Annotated in this window: 13 protein-coding genes and 1 riboswitch; of the genes, 6 read left to right on the plus strand and 7 right to left on the minus strand. The window is 63.0% G+C overall.

Annotated features, from left to right (window positions below; all coding sequences use genetic code 11):
- Window positions 1-148: 148 nt before the first annotated feature.
- A complete protein-coding gene (locus NKH54_RS30645) occupies window positions 149-667 on the minus strand; it encodes a GcrA family cell cycle regulator (RefSeq protein WP_023669627.1) in 519 nt (172 codons plus the stop codon).
- Between the two features lie 358 nt (window positions 668-1,025).
- Here NKH54_RS30645 and NKH54_RS30650 point away from each other — a divergent pair, with 358 nt between their 5' ends.
- The 3 genes from NKH54_RS30650 to NKH54_RS30660 all read left to right on the plus strand — a co-directional run bounded on the left by NKH54_RS30650 (window position 1,026) and on the right by NKH54_RS30660 (window position 4,295).
- Window positions 1,026-2,225, plus strand: a complete 1,200-nt coding sequence (locus tag NKH54_RS30650; protein ID WP_353029591.1) for an aspartate aminotransferase family protein — start codon at window positions 1,026-1,028, stop codon at window positions 2,223-2,225.
- Between the two features lie 18 nt (window positions 2,226-2,243).
- Window positions 2,244-3,155, plus strand: a complete 912-nt coding sequence (gene argF / locus NKH54_RS30655) for an ornithine carbamoyltransferase (RefSeq protein WP_023681949.1) — start codon at window positions 2,244-2,246, stop codon at window positions 3,153-3,155.
- Window positions 3,156-3,263: 108 nt separating this feature from the next.
- Complete coding sequence (locus NKH54_RS30660; RefSeq protein ID WP_027049368.1) at window positions 3,264-4,295, plus strand: Hsp33 family molecular chaperone; 1,032 nt, start codon at window positions 3,264-3,266, stop codon at window positions 4,293-4,295.
- Window positions 4,296-4,469: 174 nt separating this feature from the next.
- Here NKH54_RS30660 and apaG read toward each other — a convergent pair whose 3' ends face one another.
- Window positions 4,470-4,862, minus strand: coding sequence for a Co2+/Mg2+ efflux facilitator ApaG/CorD (gene apaG, locus NKH54_RS30665; RefSeq protein WP_023669631.1), 393 nt, complete (start codon window positions 4,860-4,862; stop codon window positions 4,470-4,472).
- Between the two features lie 222 nt (window positions 4,863-5,084).
- Here apaG and NKH54_RS30670 point away from each other — a divergent pair, with 222 nt between their 5' ends.
- Entirely contained in the window at window positions 5,085-6,236 is a 1,152-nt protein-coding gene (locus tag NKH54_RS30670) for a ceramide glucosyltransferase (protein ID WP_353029592.1), read from the plus strand.
- A gap of 11 nt (window positions 6,237-6,247) precedes the next feature.
- Here NKH54_RS30670 and NKH54_RS30675 read toward each other — a convergent pair whose 3' ends face one another.
- Window positions 6,248-7,438 (minus strand): O-succinylhomoserine sulfhydrylase, encoded by a 1,191-nt coding sequence (locus NKH54_RS30675; protein ID WP_023669633.1) that lies wholly within the window; start codon window positions 7,436-7,438, stop codon window positions 6,248-6,250.
- A 57-nt stretch (window positions 7,439-7,495) separates the two neighbouring features.
- Window positions 7,496-7,573: riboswitch (SAM riboswitch) on the minus strand.
- Between the two features lie 140 nt (window positions 7,574-7,713).
- On the opposite strand from NKH54_RS30675, the gene NKH54_RS30680 reads away from it, so the two are divergent.
- Together NKH54_RS30680 and NKH54_RS30685 are read left to right on the plus strand one after the other, a co-directional pair.
- Window positions 7,714-8,808 carry a 2'-deoxycytidine 5'-triphosphate deaminase gene (locus NKH54_RS30680; RefSeq protein ID WP_023699517.1) on the plus strand — a complete coding sequence of 365 codons (1,095 nt, stop codon included), beginning with the start codon at window positions 7,714-7,716 and terminating at the stop codon, window positions 8,806-8,808.
- A gap of 101 nt (window positions 8,809-8,909) precedes the next feature.
- A complete protein-coding gene (locus NKH54_RS30685; RefSeq protein ID WP_023688688.1) occupies window positions 8,910-9,680 on the plus strand; it encodes an ABC transporter substrate-binding protein in 771 nt (256 codons plus the stop codon).
- A gap of 16 nt (window positions 9,681-9,696) precedes the next feature.
- Here the strand turns inward: NKH54_RS30685 and NKH54_RS30690 are convergent, their stop codons facing one another.
- The 4 genes from NKH54_RS30690 to mmsA form a co-directional block, all read right to left on the minus strand.
- Window positions 9,697-10,146, minus strand: a complete 450-nt coding sequence (locus tag NKH54_RS30690; protein WP_031208582.1) for a hypothetical protein — start codon at window positions 10,144-10,146, stop codon at window positions 9,697-9,699.
- Between the two features lie 27 nt (window positions 10,147-10,173).
- A complete protein-coding gene (gene araD1 / locus NKH54_RS30695; protein WP_023669636.1) occupies window positions 10,174-11,169 on the minus strand; it encodes an AraD1 family protein in 996 nt (331 codons plus the stop codon).
- A gap of 201 nt (window positions 11,170-11,370) precedes the next feature.
- Window positions 11,371-12,657 (minus strand): multiple monosaccharide ABC transporter permease, encoded by a 1,287-nt coding sequence (gene mmsB, locus NKH54_RS30700; RefSeq protein ID WP_023669637.1) that lies wholly within the window; start codon window positions 12,655-12,657, stop codon window positions 11,371-11,373.
- Complete coding sequence (mmsA, locus tag NKH54_RS30705; RefSeq protein WP_027049369.1) at window positions 12,654-14,186, minus strand: multiple monosaccharide ABC transporter ATP-binding protein; 1,533 nt, start codon at window positions 14,184-14,186, stop codon at window positions 12,654-12,656. The genes mmsB and mmsA overlap by 4 nt, the downstream gene beginning before the upstream one ends.
- Window positions 14,187-14,299: the final 113 nt, after the last annotated feature.

Here is a 14,299-nt window from a genome sequence, read left to right on the forward strand (position 1 = left end):
GGCAGTAGGCAGTAGGCAGTAGGCAGTAGGCAGTAGGCAGTAGGCAGTAGGCAGTAGGCAGTAGGCAGTAGGCAGTAGGCAGTATAAGGTAGCGCCTCACGAGCGCTACCCCATTCCCTACTGCCCAGTCCCCAATCCCTATTCCTAACTACCGGCTCCTGCGCCGCTCTGAAGCTGGCTGGAACGCCACCCTTGCGTGGTACTTGCAGTAAGGTCCGGTTTCAGCCGCCTCGTTGCCGCAGAAGTTGAAGTCTTCCGACAGCGGGTCGCCATTCGGCCATTTGCAGGTGCGCTCGGTGAGATCGGTGAGCTGCAGATGCCGCGAGATCGGCACGACGACGTTTTCGACCGGGCGGATGTAGTGGCGCGCCACTGGCTCGGCGTCGAACTGCGCCTGCAGCGCGTTCGCCCCGATCGACGTCGTGACATGGCGCTGCGTGGTTGCGGCGCGAGGCACCGATTTCTGGATCGAAGATCCCTGCGTTGTCTTCTTCTGACGCGCCGGCGTCGCGGTCGAGCGTCCGCGGCCCGACAGCTTCAGCCGGTGCACCTTGCCGATGACCGCGTTGCGGCTGACCCCGCCGAGTTGTGCGGCGATCTGGCTTGCGCTCAAGCCCTCCGACCACAGTTTCCTGAGAAGTTCGACCCGCTCGTCAGTCCAGTTCATGAGACCGCGCTCCTGCTATGTGTGCGGCAGCCGGAATCCGTTCCCGACCCGGCAATCTTTGCCGGGGCAGACACCACATATATTAGGTGATTAGGTCCGCCGCACGAAATCTAGTTATTTCCCGACTACAATTACCTCATGTGTTGACTCGGTGACAAGAGTCCCAGGTGCAACACGAATCGGTTTTTTAGGTTTTCCCCAACTTGCCCGGTCGCTTATGAGCCGGCGTCTCGTCGGGAGCTTGCCGCGCGCCTCTGCGCGACGTTTTCGTTGACTTCATGGCCGAAAAACACGATAAGCCGCAAAGGCCGCCGCTTTGGCGGCTTTTTTGATTTTTCCGGTACCGGAGACGCATATAATGAGCGGTTCGGCGCTTTACGAGACCTTTGCCCGCGCCCCTTTGGCCTTCGACCATGGCGAAGGCACCTGGCTGGTTACCGACAAGGGCGAGCGATATCTCGATTTCGCTGGCGGCATCGCGGTCAATTCGTTGGGCCACAGCCATCCGCATCTGGTCTCGGCGCTGACCGAACAGGCGGCCAAGCTCTGGCACGTCTCCAATCTCTACGAGATCCCGGGGCAGGCCCGGCTCGGCGAGCGGCTGGCTGACGCCACCTTCGCCGACAAGGTGTTCTTCACCAATTCCGGCGCCGAGGCGCTCGAATGCGCGATCAAGACGGCGCGCCGCCACCAGTTCGTCAAGGGCCATCCCGAGCGCTTCCGGGTCATCACCTTCGAAGGCGCCTTCCACGGCCGCACGCTGGCGACCATCGCCGCCGGCGGCCAGTACAAATATCTCGAAGGTTTTGGGCCCAAGGTCGAAGGCTTCGACCAGGTCGGCTTCGACGACATCGACGCCGCCGAAAAGGCGATCACACCAGAGACCGCCGCGATCCTGATCGAACCGGTGCAAGGCGAGGGCGGCATCCGCCCGGTGCCGACGCAATCCTTGAAACGGCTGCGGCAGCTCTGCGACCAGCACGGCCTGCTGCTGATCTTCGATGAGGTCCAGTGCGGTATCGGTCGCACCGGAAAGCTGTTCGCGCATGAATGGACCGGCGTGACGCCCGACATCATGGCGATTGCCAAGGGTATTGGCGGCGGCTTTCCGATGGGCGCGTGCCTCGCCACCGACGACGCTGTCGTCGGCATGACGGCAGGCGTGCATGGCACCACTTTCGGCGGCAATCCGCTGGCCATGGCGGTCGGCAACGCTGTGCTCGACGTCGTGCTGGAAGACGGCTTCCTCGAAGACGTCCAGCGCAAGGCATTGCTGATGAAGCAGGGCCTGGCGGCGGTCGCCGACGAATTTCCTGATGTCATCGAAGGCATCAGGGGCAGCGGCCTGATGCTTGGCCTGAAATGCGCCATGCCCAACACCAAGGTCAACATGGCGCTGCGCGACCAGCATCTGCTGGCGGTGCCGGCAGGCGACAACGTCATTCGTCTGCTGCCGCCGCTGACCGTCACCGACGCCGAGATCGGCGAAGCGCTCGATCGCATCCGCGCCGGCGCCAAGGGCCTGACCGACGCCATCGCCGCGGCCGCCGCGAAGTAATCCCGAGAACCATTCCCGATGAGCCTTCGCCATTTCACCGATCTTTCCGCCGTTTCCGAAGGCGATCTGCGCCTGATGCTGGACGATGCGGTGGTGCGCAAGGCGCGCCTCAAGGCCGGCGAACGGACCAAACCGCTCGAAGGCAAGGTGCTGGCCATGATCTTCGACAAGCCGTCGACGCGCACGCGCGTGTCCTTCGACGTCGGCATGCGACAGCTCGGCGGCGAGACCATCATGCTGACCGGCACCGAAATGCAGCTCGGCCGCTCCGAGACCATTGCCGACACCGCCAAGGTGCTGTCGCGCTATGTGGACGCCATCATGATCCGCACCACGTCGCATGAGCGGCTGCTCGAGCTGACCGAGAATGCCACGATTCCGGTCATCAACGGGCTGACCGACGACACCCATCCCTGTCAGCTGATGGCCGACATCATGACCTTCGAGGAGCATCGCGGTCCGGTTGCCGGCAAGACCATCGCCTGGACCGGCGACGGCAACAACGTGCTGCATTCGCTGCTCGAGGCCTCGGCGCGGTTCCGCTTCAACCTCAATGTCGCCGTACCGGAAGGCAGCGAGCCGGCGCAGAAGCACATCGACTGGTCGAAGACCAATGGCGGCAAGCTGCACTTCACCCGCTCGCCCGAAGAGGCCGTCGACCAGGCCGACTGCATCGTCACCGACTGCTGGGTGTCGATGGGCCAGGAACACCGCGCCCGCGGCCATAATGTCTTCTCGCCCTATCAGGTCAATGCGGCGCTGATGGCCAGGGCCAAGCCCGACGCCCTGTTCATGCACTGCCTGCCGGCCCATCGTGGCGAGGAAGTGACCGACGAGGTCATCGACGGTCCGCATTCGGTGGTCTTCGACGAAGCCGAGAACCGGCTCCACGCCCAGAAGGCGGTTTTGGCCTGGTGTCTGGGCGCTTGATCTCCAGGCGCTTGATCTCCAAGCGCTTGATCCGGGGCGGCGCGATGCCTATTTGCGCCCCATCACGCAAATCAAGCGCGTTTGGACGCATGCACCCCTCCGGGCCGCATGGCCGCGCCCTGGAGCTTTGTCATGTTGGAAACGCATCAAGTGACTGAACATCACCCCAAACTCGGCGAGTTCGGCTATGCCGGCGACGATCATGTCGTGCCCTTCGAGGTAGGCCCGCTCGATGTGCGCGGCCGCACCGTGCAGCTCGGGCCGATGCTCGACGCCATCCTCAACCGTCATGACTATCCCGAGCCGGTCGCCCGCCTGCTGGCGGAAGCCTGTGTGCTGACGGTGCTGCTCGGCACTTCGCTCAAATTTGAAGGCAAGTTCATCCTGCAGACCCGCACCGACGGGCCTGTCGACATGCTGGTTGCGGATTTCTCCACGCCTTCGGCATTGCGCGCCTATGCGCGCTTCGATGCCGACCGGCTGGAGGCCCTGGTGGCCGCAGGCCAGACCTCGCAGCAGACGCTGCTGGGCAGCGGCGTTTTGGCGCTGACCATCGACCAGGGCGCGCACACGCAGCGCTATCAGGGCATCGTCCAGCTCGACGGCGAGACGCTGGAAGACGCCGCGCGCACCTATTTCCGCCAGTCGGAGCAGATCCCGACCGACCTCCGGCTGTCGGTGGCCAAGCTGCTGACGCCCGGCCCCGGCGGTGCGCGCGAGCAGTGGCGCGCCGGCGGTATCCTGGCGCAGTTCCTGCCGCAGTCACCCGAGCGCATGCGCGTGCCGGACATTTCGGGCGGCGACGGCGATCCGCGTGACGTGACGCAGGAGCCGGCCGACAATTCGTGGCGCGAGCTGGTGGCGCTGCTCGGCACCATCGAGCCGACCGAGCTGATCGACCCGACCATCGGCGCCGAGCGGCTGCTCTACAGGCTGTTCCACGAACATGGCGTGCGCGTCTTCGGCGGCGTGCCGGTTGCCGACCAATGTTCCTGCTCAAGGGACAAGATACGCGGCATCCTCGAGGGGTTTTCCGCGCAGGAAATCAAGGACAGCACCGAAGATGGCGGCATCCACGTCGCCTGCGAGTTCTGCTCGAAGCAGTACGACTTCGACCCGGCGGAGTTTGCAGCTCAGTAGCATCTCTTCCTTCTCCCCGTTCACGGGGAGAAGGTACCCGAAGGGCGGATGAGGGGCAGCGCGAACTTTGGTGAATGGCCGCGCATAGCCTAGGTCATGTGCGTGGAAGATAACCTCATGAGTCCGGCGGCGCCCCTCATTGCCCTGCCGGGCATTTCTCTGGGGAGAAAACCCCTAATTCACCGTCCGCCGCGTCCCCGGCAGATCCAGCGAAAACGCGGGAATAGCGACGTCGAACGTCTCGCCCTTTTTGTTGCGCATGGTGTAGTGGCCGACCATGAAGCCGGACGGCGTCGAGAGCGGGCAGCCTGACGTGTATTGATAGCTGTCGCCGGGATTGAGCTCAGGCTGGTCGCCGACCACGCCGGCGCCACGCACTTCCTCGACCCGGCCGCTGCCGTCGGTGATGTGCCAGTAACGCGCCATAAGCTGCACGAAATCGTCCGACTGGTTGTCGATCGTCACCTGGTAGCCCCAGACATAACGGTTCTCCGCCGGGTCCGAGCGGTCCTCCAGGTAGAACGGTCTGACCTGCACTTCGATGTTGCGCGTGACGGCGCGGTACATGGGCTGCTCCGGTTGCGCGGCAGGGAACATTTGTCGCGCCATGCGGTTTGATACGCGCAGAGCGGCATGTCCTGCCAGCCTCAAAGCGCAGGTGCCGACAAACAATGTCATTTAAGTGACACATGACAATGTTGGTGTGCGCAAACCTTGCCGGCGACTCAAGGCCCATCTGTCGACTGACAAAGCAGCCGCGAGCGGCCTTTCCGGAGTGACCAGATCTCGATGGAACCAGCTCTCACAGCCGCCTTCGCTTCCTCCGCTTTGCTTCTTTCCAATCTCGCCAGCATCCTGCTTGCATCGTCGAAGCTGAAAGCGCGCCGTCTCATCCCTCCGCCGTCCAACGAGCAGCCACCGGTCTCGATCGTCGTGCCGTCGCGCGGCGTGGAGCCGTTCACACAAGAGACGCTGCAGCGAGCCTTCTCGCTCGACTGGCCGCGCTACGAATTGATCTTCTGCGTCGCTCACGCCGACGATCCCGTCGTCAAACTGATAAACAGGGCGATCGTCCTGTTTCCCAACGTGCCGGCCCGGCTGCTGATCGGCGACGACCGCGTCAGCAGCAACCCGAAGCTCAACAACTGCGTCAAGGGCTGGGAAGCGGCGCTCTATCATTGGGTTATTCTCGCGGATTCCAACGTGCTGATGCCTAGGGATTACGTCCAGCACATGATGGCGGCTTGGCGGACCAATACCGGGCTTATCTGCTCGACGCCGATCGGCTCTCGGCCGGATGGCTTTTGGGCCGAGGTCGAATGCGCGTTCCTCAACACGCTGCAGGCGCGCTGGCAATATGCCGGCGAGGCGCTCGGTCTCGGCTTTGCCCAAGGCAAGAGCATGCTGTGGAACAAGCCGATGCTCGATACCAGTGGCGGTATCCGCGCGCTGGCCGCCGAGATCGCCGAGGATGCTGCTGCAACCAAGCTGGTCAACGGACTGGGCCTGCGCGTCAATCTCGTTGCCTCGCCTTTCGAGCAACCACTGGGGCAGCGCCGACTTGCCGACATCTGGTCGCGCCAGGCGCGCTGGGCGCGGTTGCGCCGCGTCACCTTCCCGCTGTTTTTCGCACCCGAGATCCTGACCGGCGTCGCCGTGCCGTTGGCGTTGGCGCTGGTGGCGGCCGCAAGTGCCGGCATCAGCCTGCCGGCCACGGTGTTGGCCGTGCTGACGGCGGCCTACATTCCCGAATGCGCGCTGGCCGCGGCCAAGGGCTGGCATCTGTCGCTGCGCATGGTCCCGGCGATGATGGTCCGCGACATGATGCTTCCCGCCATCTGGGCGCGCGGCTGGCTGAGCGGCGCCGTCGACTGGCGCGGCAACACCATGACCATCGGCACCAAGACGGCCGAACTGGAAGAGGTTTCGTCGGGAGCGTGACGCCTCGCGGCCTACCCGGCTGCCTTCAGCGCCTGCGCAACGTCCTCCAGCAGATCGTCCGTATCCTCAAGACCGACCGACAGCCTGAGCGTTCCCGGCCCGATGCCAAGTTCGGCGCGAGCTTCGTCGCTGAGGTTCTTGTGCGTGGTGGTCGCCGGATGGGTGATCAGGCTCTTGGCGTCGCCGAGATTGTTGGAGATCAGCACGATGTCGAGCGCGTTCTGCAAGGCGAAGGCCGCCTGCTTGCCGCCCTTGACGTCGAGGCAGATCAGCGTCGATCCGCCCGTCATCTGCTTCTTGACGATGTCGGCCTGCGGGTGGTCGGCGCGGCCGGGATAGATGACGCGGGCGATTTCCGGCCGTCCTGCCAGGAAATCCGCGATCTTGGCCGCGCTTTCCGTCTGCTGGCGCACCCGAACCGGCAGCGTCTCCAGGCCCTTGAGCAGCGTCCAGGCGTTGAACGGCGACAGGCTCGGGCCGGTGTGGCGGAAATAGTCGTGCAAATTCTCGTCGATCCATTTCTTGTCCGACAGGATGATGCCGCCGAGACAGCGTCCCTGGCCGTCAATGTGCTTGGTCGCGGAGTAGACGACGATATGGGCGCCGAGCTGCAAGGGCTTCTGCTGCAAGGGCGTGGCAAAGACATTGTCGACGATCAGCCTGGCGCCGATCGAGGTGGCGAGCGCCGCCACCGCTGCGATGTCGACCACTTCCAGCGTCGGATTGGTCGGGCTTTCCAGGAAGAACAGTTTCGTGTTCGGCCGCACCGCCTTTTCCCAGTTGGCGATGTCGGTGCCGTCGACCAGCGTTGCCTCGATGCCGTATTTCGGCGCCAGCGTCTCCACCACCCAGCGGCAGGAGCCGAACAGCGCGCGCGCCGCAACGATATGGTCGCCGGCCTTGGCGCTGCACAGGAGCGCTGCCGTCACCGCCGCCATGCCGGACGCCGTGGCGCGCGCATCTTCGGCACCCTCCAGCGCGCACATGCGCTTTTCGAACATGTCGACGGTAGGGTTGGCATAGCGCGAATAGATGAAGCCCGGCTCCTCGCCCTTGAAACGGGCCTCGGCAGCCTGCGCCGTCTCGTAGACATAGCCTTGGGTGAGGTACATCGCTTCGGACGTCTCGCCGAACTGGGAACGCAGCGTTCCCCCGTGCACGAGTGCGGTCTGAGGTTTCCAGTTACGCTTCTTGGTGCTCATCGTTTTTGTTCCAGACACAAAAAAACCGGCCGCGAAAGTCGCAACCGGTCCATATGGCCTTGCGGCCCGACGGTCCTTTAGCGACTTGTTTAACGTGGCTGCAAGCCGACCGGCCAAATCACCACGGGATAACGACCCTTTAGACCTCACCTGCGCTTGCGTCAATTGCCGGCTTCATTAAGAGGTTTGTACCAGGCAGGTTCCGCAATAATATCCAGCGGTTTTGCGGCAAGAACCTGCCACAAAGAGACCGACCTTGGAGCGGAGCCAGCCTTTTGCGGCAGACAGGCATTCTTCCCGATCAGGACATTTCCGCGCTGTTTCAGTCCGGCGCGCTGAAGTCGCCGCGCGCGCTCGATGTCGACCAGGTGCAGCCGGCGAGCCTCGATCTCAGGCTCGGCGACAAGGCTTTTCGCGTGCGCGCCTCCTTCCTGCCGGGTCCCGATCATCTGGTGGCCGACAAGCTTCACCGGCTGAAATTGCATGAGTTCAGTCTCGCCGAGGGCGCGGTGCTGGAAACCGGCTGCGTCTACATCGTGCCGCTGCTCGAAAGCCTGGCGCTGCCCGCAAATGTGTCGGCCTCGGCCAACCCGAAGAGCTCGACCGGCCGGCTCGACATCTTCACCCGGGTGATGACCGATCGCGGCCATGAGTTCGACAAGATCGCCCCCGGCTATCACGGGCCGCTTTATCTCGAAGTCAGTCCGCGCACCTTCCCGATCGTCGTACGCGCCGGATCGAGGCTGTCGCAGATCCGCTTTCGCACCGGCAACGCGCTGTTGTCGGAGGCAGAACTGAACGAATTGCACCGCGCCGAGATGCTGGTGGCGACCGAGCCGCCCAACATTTCCGGCGGCGGCATTGCGCTGTCGATCGATCTTGACGGCGACCAGAACGGCCTGGTCGGCTATCGCGGCAAGCATCACACCGGCTTGGTCGATGTCGACAAGCGCGCCGCCCAGGATGCCGTCGATTTCTGGGAGCCGCTCTATAAGAGCGGCGCCGGCGAACTGGTGCTCGACCCGGACGAGTTCTACATCCTGGTCAGCCGCGAAGCCGTGCACGTGCCGCCGCTCTACGCCGCCGAGATGACGCCCTTCGATCCGCTGGTTGGCGAATTCCGTGTTCACTATGCCGGCTTCTTCGATCCGGGCTTCGGCCATTCGGCCTCAGGCGGCACCGGCAGCCGGGCGGTGCTCGAAGTGCGCAGCCACGAAGTGCCGTTCATCCTCGACCACGGCCAGATCGTCGGCCGGCTGGTCTACGAACACATGCTGAAGCGGCCGCAGGCGCTTTACGGCACCGATCTCGGCTCGAATTACCAGGCGCAAGGCCTCAAGCTCTCCAAGCATTTCCGCCCCGCCGGCTGAACCTTCGATCACCGTCAGGCAAAATACTTGCCTGCGCTGCCTCACCATGCTTGGCTGCCTTTCGGTGGCCGGCAAGAGAACGGCGCGCAAGGGGAACCAAAATGCAGATTTCAAGATGGATCATATCGGCAGCGGGCGCTGCCATGCTGGTGATATCGGCCGGCTCGCTGGCTGAGGCGCAGGAGAAATTGAAGATCGGCACCGAGGGCGCTTATCCGCCCTTCAACACCATCACCGCGGACGGCAAGATCGAGGGCTTCGACATCGACATCGCCAATGCGCTGTGTGCGCAGATGAAGGTCGAGTGCGAGATCGTCACCCAGGACTGGGACGGCATCATCCCGGCGCTGCAGGCGAAAAAGTTCGACGCCATCATCGCCTCGATGAGCATCACCGAGGAGCGCAAGAAACAGGTCGCCTTCACCAACAAATACTACACGACGCCGCTGGCGCTGGTGGCGCCCAAGGACAGCGACCTCACTTCCACCGAACCGGCAGCCCTTGCCGGCAAGACGGTGGGCGCGCAGGCCTCGACCACCCAGGCCGACTATGCGCAGGACGCCTATGGCAAGGCCGGCGCCGAGGCGAAACTCTACCCCACCCAGGAAGAGGCGATCACCGACTTGCAGAACGGCCGTCTCGACGCCGTCATCTCCGACAAATTCGTTCTGATGGACTGGCTGAAGAAGGCGAGCGACGGCTGCTGCAAGCTTGTCGGTGACGTCAAGGGCACCGAGACGCAAGCCGGCATCGCTGTCCGCCTGGAGGACACGGCACTTCGCGACAAGCTCAACGCGGCGATAGACGCCATCGTCGCCGACGGCACTTACAAGAAGATCCAGGCCAAGTATTTCGATTTCGATATCTATTGAGTCCCGTCCGCCGGCGTCAGCCGCGAAAGAGATACGATTTCGCGGCGCCAAGGCAGGCATGAAAATGGCCGATAAACAGCAGTTCGCGTGCGGCCAAACGTTTCCTGCCCCAAAAGCCTTCGGTCAGTTTGACCTCGTCGAGCGAAGCGTTTGAGCCGCGCTTCAACGGGAACAACTGCTTGTCGAGGCAACCGAGGACATGGGCCTTGGCGGAGTCGATGCCGCAGACCTTGCCATTGTTGTTCAGCCTGTCGCTGCGAAGCGCTGATGTCATGTGATCCGTGTTGCGCATCAGAAAGCTCACCTGGGCTTTCGAATAGCCGGTTGCCAGAAGACGGCTCGTCATCGCCAAACGGGCTTCACGATAGGACTTCGGGCTGCACTGGCCGGCGCTAAAGGCCACCGACGGTTGGGTCAGGAACAGGGCCACGCCCGTGAACACAATGACAAGCCGCATTCCGTTCATTTCCGGCTCCCAAATTGTGATGCTGCCTCAAAGCGCCTTCACCGCCACCTTAACCGGCTGCTCAATCTCCAGCGGGTTGCGCAGCGGCAGGCCGAAATCCCCGGCCTCGATCTCGAACACGTCGCCAGCCTGAGTCTTGATGCCGTCGGCAAAGGACAGCGTCGCCGTGCCGAACATGTGCACATGCACGTCGCCCGGCTGGCGGAAGGCCGAATATTTGAAGTGATGATGTTCGAGATTGGCGATTGTGTGCGACATGTTCGCTTCGCCCGACAGGAACGGCTTTTCCCACAGCAAATTGCTGTCGCGATAGATTCGCGATGAGCCCCTGACGTCGGCCGGCAGGTCGCCGATCAGGATTTCCGGCCCGAACGAGGCGTTGCGCAGTTTGGAATGTGCCAGGAACAGATAGTTCACCCGCTCGGTAACATGATCGGAAAACTCGTTCGACAGCGTGAAGCCGACGCGGAACGGCGCGCCGTCGTCGCCGATGACATAGATGCCGGCGATTTCCGGCTCCTCGCCGGCGTCCTGCGCAAAGGCCGGCGACATCAGTGCGGCGCCCGGCGCCACCGCCATGGTGCCGTTGCCCTTGTAGAACCATTCCGGCTGCACGCCGGTCTGGCCCTTGGCCGGCTTGCCGCCTTCGAGCCCCATGCGGAACATCTTCATGGAATCGGTAAGCTGCTCCTCGCCGCCATCGCTGAGCTTCTTGTGCATGGAATCGCGCGTCGCCGCCGAGCCGAGATGGGTCAGGCCGGTGCCGGTCAGATGCAGATGCGCAGGATCGGGATGGTTGATCGGCGACACCAGCCGGCCCTTCTTGTAGACGGCGTCGAGGTCTATCGCTTCACCGAACCCCTTGCGCTCGATCAGCGCGGCGAGGCCCGTTCCGGTGCGCGCGGCTTCCATGGCCAGCGAATAGACGCTGCGGGCGCCGTTGATGATCCTGGTCTTGCCGCCGCCATTGCGGGCGACGACGCGGATGGTCTCGGCGTCGTCGAGGATCTGGGAGATTAGCATGATGAAATCCTCTCTCATGTGCCTTGGCCGGGTTGCCCCTTGGCAAACCTTGACCTGCGCGGCTCGGACCTCGCCGCGCCACGGGTTGAACTCTTCGTCCGGATTGCGCTCGCGAGCTCCATCCCTCGGGGGACTTCTTATGCCGACAACTTGCCGGCTGCGCCGCGACCGTATGCCTCCTGCTTGCCTCGCTGAAGCTTGTCAGGCCTTGTTCTTGTTGTAGACGTCGAAGATCACGGCGCCGAGCAGCACCAGGCCTTTGACCACCTGCTGCCAGTCGACATTGACGCCCATGATCGACATGCCGTTGTTCATCACGCCCATGATGAAGCCGCCGACGACCGCCCCGATAACCTGGCCGACGCCGCCCATCGCCGAGGCGCCGCCGATGAACACTGCGGCGATGACATCGAGCTCCGAGCCGAGACCCGCCGCCGGCACCGCCTGGCCGAGACGAGCCGCGATGATCAGGCCGCCAAGCGCCGACAGCACGCCCATATTGATGAACACCATCAGCGTCAGCCGCTCGGTGTTGATGCCCGACAGCTGCGCCGCCTTGGGATTGCCGCCCATGGCGTAGATGCGCCTCCCGATGGTCATGCGCTTGGTGACGAAGACGAACAGCGTGATCAGCACGCCCATGACCAGCAGCACCACGGGCAGGCCGCGGTAGCTGGCAAACTCATAGACCAGGAACAGCGCCAGCGCGCTGGCGACCAGCGTCTTGACGACGAACAGGGTGAAGGGCTCGGCCTCATAACCATGGCGTTCTCGTTTGCGCCGGGTGCGGACCCCGAAATAGGCATAGGCGAGCACGGCGATCAGCCCCAGCACGACCGTCGTCATGTGCAGGGTCACGCCGCTGCCCATGATGGTCTTGCCGGCTGCGTTCACGACCGGCGGGACGAGCGTCAGTGGGCCGATCACATCCGGGATGAAGCCGGAGCTGAGCATCTTGAAGTCGTCGGGAAGCGGACCCACCGACGAGCCGCCGCCAAGCAACGCCTGGCAAATGCCGCGGAAGATCAGCATGCCGGCCAGCGTGACAATGAAGCTCGGTATCCGGTGATAGGCGATCCAATACCCTTGCGCGGCGCCGATCAGGCCACCCGCGACCAGGCAGACGATCGAAACCACCAGCGGATTGCTCAGCGGTCCGAGTTGCCAGATGACCATCATGTTTGCCGCCAGCGCGCCAATGAAACCGGCGACCGATCCGACGCTGAGGTCGATATAGCCCGATACGATCACCAGCAGCATTCCCAGCGCCATCACGATGATGAAGGAGTTCTGCTGCACCAGATTGCTGAGGTTGACCGGCTTGAACAACGTCCCCGACGTGGTGAACTGGAAGAACAGCATGATGACGATCAGCGCTATGATCAGCCCGTATTCGCGCAAATTCGTCGCCAGCGCCGAGACGGCGATGCGCGGGCGCTGTTCGTCGGCGACGTTGCCCTGCGGGGCGGGGGCGCTTTCGGTGCTCATGCTGCTTTTCCTTCTCCCCGGACGATGGCGCGCATTATCTTTTCCTGGCTTGCTTCCGCCGCCGGCATTTCGCCCACCATGCGCCCTTCGTTCATGACGTAGATGCGGTCGGTAATCCCCAGCAATTCCGGCATTTCCGACGAGATGACCACGATCGCCTTACCCTCCGAGGCAAGGCGCGCGATGATCGTGTAGATTTCATATTTGGCGCCGACATCGATGCCGCGTGTCGGCTCGTCGAGGATCAGCACGTCAGGGTCGGCAAACAACCATTTCGACAGCACCACCTTCTGCTGGTTGCCGCCGGAAAGATTGCCGGTCATCTGATAGACGCTTGACGCACGGATATTGGTCTTCTTGCGATAGTCGTTGGCGACCGCAAGCTCGCGCATGTCGTCGATCACGCTGTGGCGCGACACGCCGTCGAGATTGGCCAGCGTAATGTTATGCTTGATATGGTCGATAAGGTTGAGGCCGTAGGTTTTGCGGTCCTCGGTGACATAGGCGATGCCGTGTTGGACCGCCTTGCTTACCGAGGAGACATCGACCGGCTTGCCCTTGAGCAGCACTTCGCCGGTGATGCGGCGGCCATAGGAGCGGCCGAACAGGCTCATGGCGAATTCGGTGCGGCCGGCGCCCATCAGCCCGGCGATGCCGACCACCTCGCCCTTGCGCACATTGATGTCGATGCCCTTGATCACCTGTCGCTCGGCATGGAGCGGGTGATAGACCGACCAGTTCTTCACCTCGAACACGACTTCGCCGATCTTGGGCTCGCGCGGCGGATAGCGGTCGTCTAGCGAACGGCCGACCATCGAGGTGATGATGCGGTCTTCGGAGATATCCTTCTTGGCCAGCGTCTCGATGGTGCGCCCGTCACGGATGACGGTTACCTTGTCGGCGACCCGGTTGATCTCGTTGAGCTTGTGCGAGATCAGGATCGAGGTCATGCCTTGGCGCTTGAATTCGAGCAGAAGATCGAGCAGCGCCTGGCTGTCTTTCTCGCTGAGCGATGCGGTCGGCTCGTCGAGGATCAAAAGCTTGACGTCCTTGCTCAGCGCCTTGGCGATCTCGACCAGCTGCTGCTTGCCGACGCCGATATTGGTGATCAGTGTCTTGGGGTCCTCCTTGAGGCCCACCTTCTTCAACAGGGCAGCGGTGCGCGCCTCGTTGGCATCCCAGTCGATGACGCCGTATCGGGCGTTTTCGTTGCCGAGGAAGATATTTTCGGTGATCGACAGCATCGGCACCAGCGCTAGCTCCTGGTGGATGATGACGATGCCCTTGTGTTCGCTGTCATGGATTCCTTTGAACTGGCATTCCTGACCCTGAAAAATGATCTGGCCGTCATAGGTGCCGGCGGGATAGACGCCCGACAGGACCTTCATCAGCGTCGACTTGCCGGCGCCGTTCTCGCCAACCACGGCGTGGATCTCGCCTTCTTCGACGCTGAGGTTGACGTTCGACAGCGCCTTCACGCCGGGGAACGTCTTGGTGATGTCGCGCATCTCCAAAATCGTCGTCATCAGGGCAAGCTCCTCCTGTTGCATGTCGCTCCAAAGTGCTTGCGGTTTGAGGCAACGACATGCACGCAAACTAAGTCCGGTAGAAACAATACCGGGGTCGCTTGTGAACGGAAAGG

It is taken from the genome of Mesorhizobium sp. M1004, from assembly GCF_040318795.1.
Taxonomy (GTDB): Bacteria; Pseudomonadota; Alphaproteobacteria; order Rhizobiales; family Rhizobiaceae; genus Mesorhizobium.

What these genes read in the sequence shown, in the direction of transcription:
- NKH54_RS30645 (WP_023669627.1), bottom strand. Translation starts at nt 667, where the DNA reads ATGAACTGGACTGACGAGCGGGTCGAACTTCTCAGGAAACTGTGGTCG.
- NKH54_RS30650 (WP_353029591.1), top strand. Translation starts at nt 1,026, where the DNA reads ATGAGCGGTTCGGCGCTTTACGAGACCTTTGCCCGCGCCCCTTTGGCC.
- argF (WP_023681949.1), top strand. Translation starts at nt 2,244, where the DNA reads ATGAGCCTTCGCCATTTCACCGATCTTTCCGCCGTTTCCGAAGGCGAT.
- NKH54_RS30660 (WP_027049368.1), top strand. Translation starts at nt 3,264, where the DNA reads ATGGCCGCGCCCTGGAGCTTTGTCATGTTGGAAACGCATCAAGTGACT.
- apaG (WP_023669631.1), bottom strand. Translation starts at nt 4,862, where the DNA reads ATGTACCGCGCCGTCACGCGCAACATCGAAGTGCAGGTCAGACCGTTC.
- NKH54_RS30670 (WP_353029592.1), top strand. Translation starts at nt 5,085, where the DNA reads ATGGAACCAGCTCTCACAGCCGCCTTCGCTTCCTCCGCTTTGCTTCTT.
- NKH54_RS30675 (WP_023669633.1), bottom strand. Translation starts at nt 7,438, where the DNA reads ATGAGCACCAAGAAGCGTAACTGGAAACCTCAGACCGCACTCGTGCAC.
- NKH54_RS30685 (WP_023688688.1), top strand. Translation starts at nt 8,910, where the DNA reads ATGCAGATTTCAAGATGGATCATATCGGCAGCGGGCGCTGCCATGCTG.
- NKH54_RS30690 (WP_031208582.1), bottom strand. Translation starts at nt 10,146, where the DNA reads ATGAACGGAATGCGGCTTGTCATTGTGTTCACGGGCGTGGCCCTGTTC.
- araD1 (WP_023669636.1), bottom strand. Translation starts at nt 11,169, where the DNA reads ATGCTAATCTCCCAGATCCTCGACGACGCCGAGACCATCCGCGTCGTC.
- mmsB (WP_023669637.1), bottom strand. Translation starts at nt 12,657, where the DNA reads ATGAGCACCGAAAGCGCCCCCGCCCCGCAGGGCAACGTCGCCGACGAA.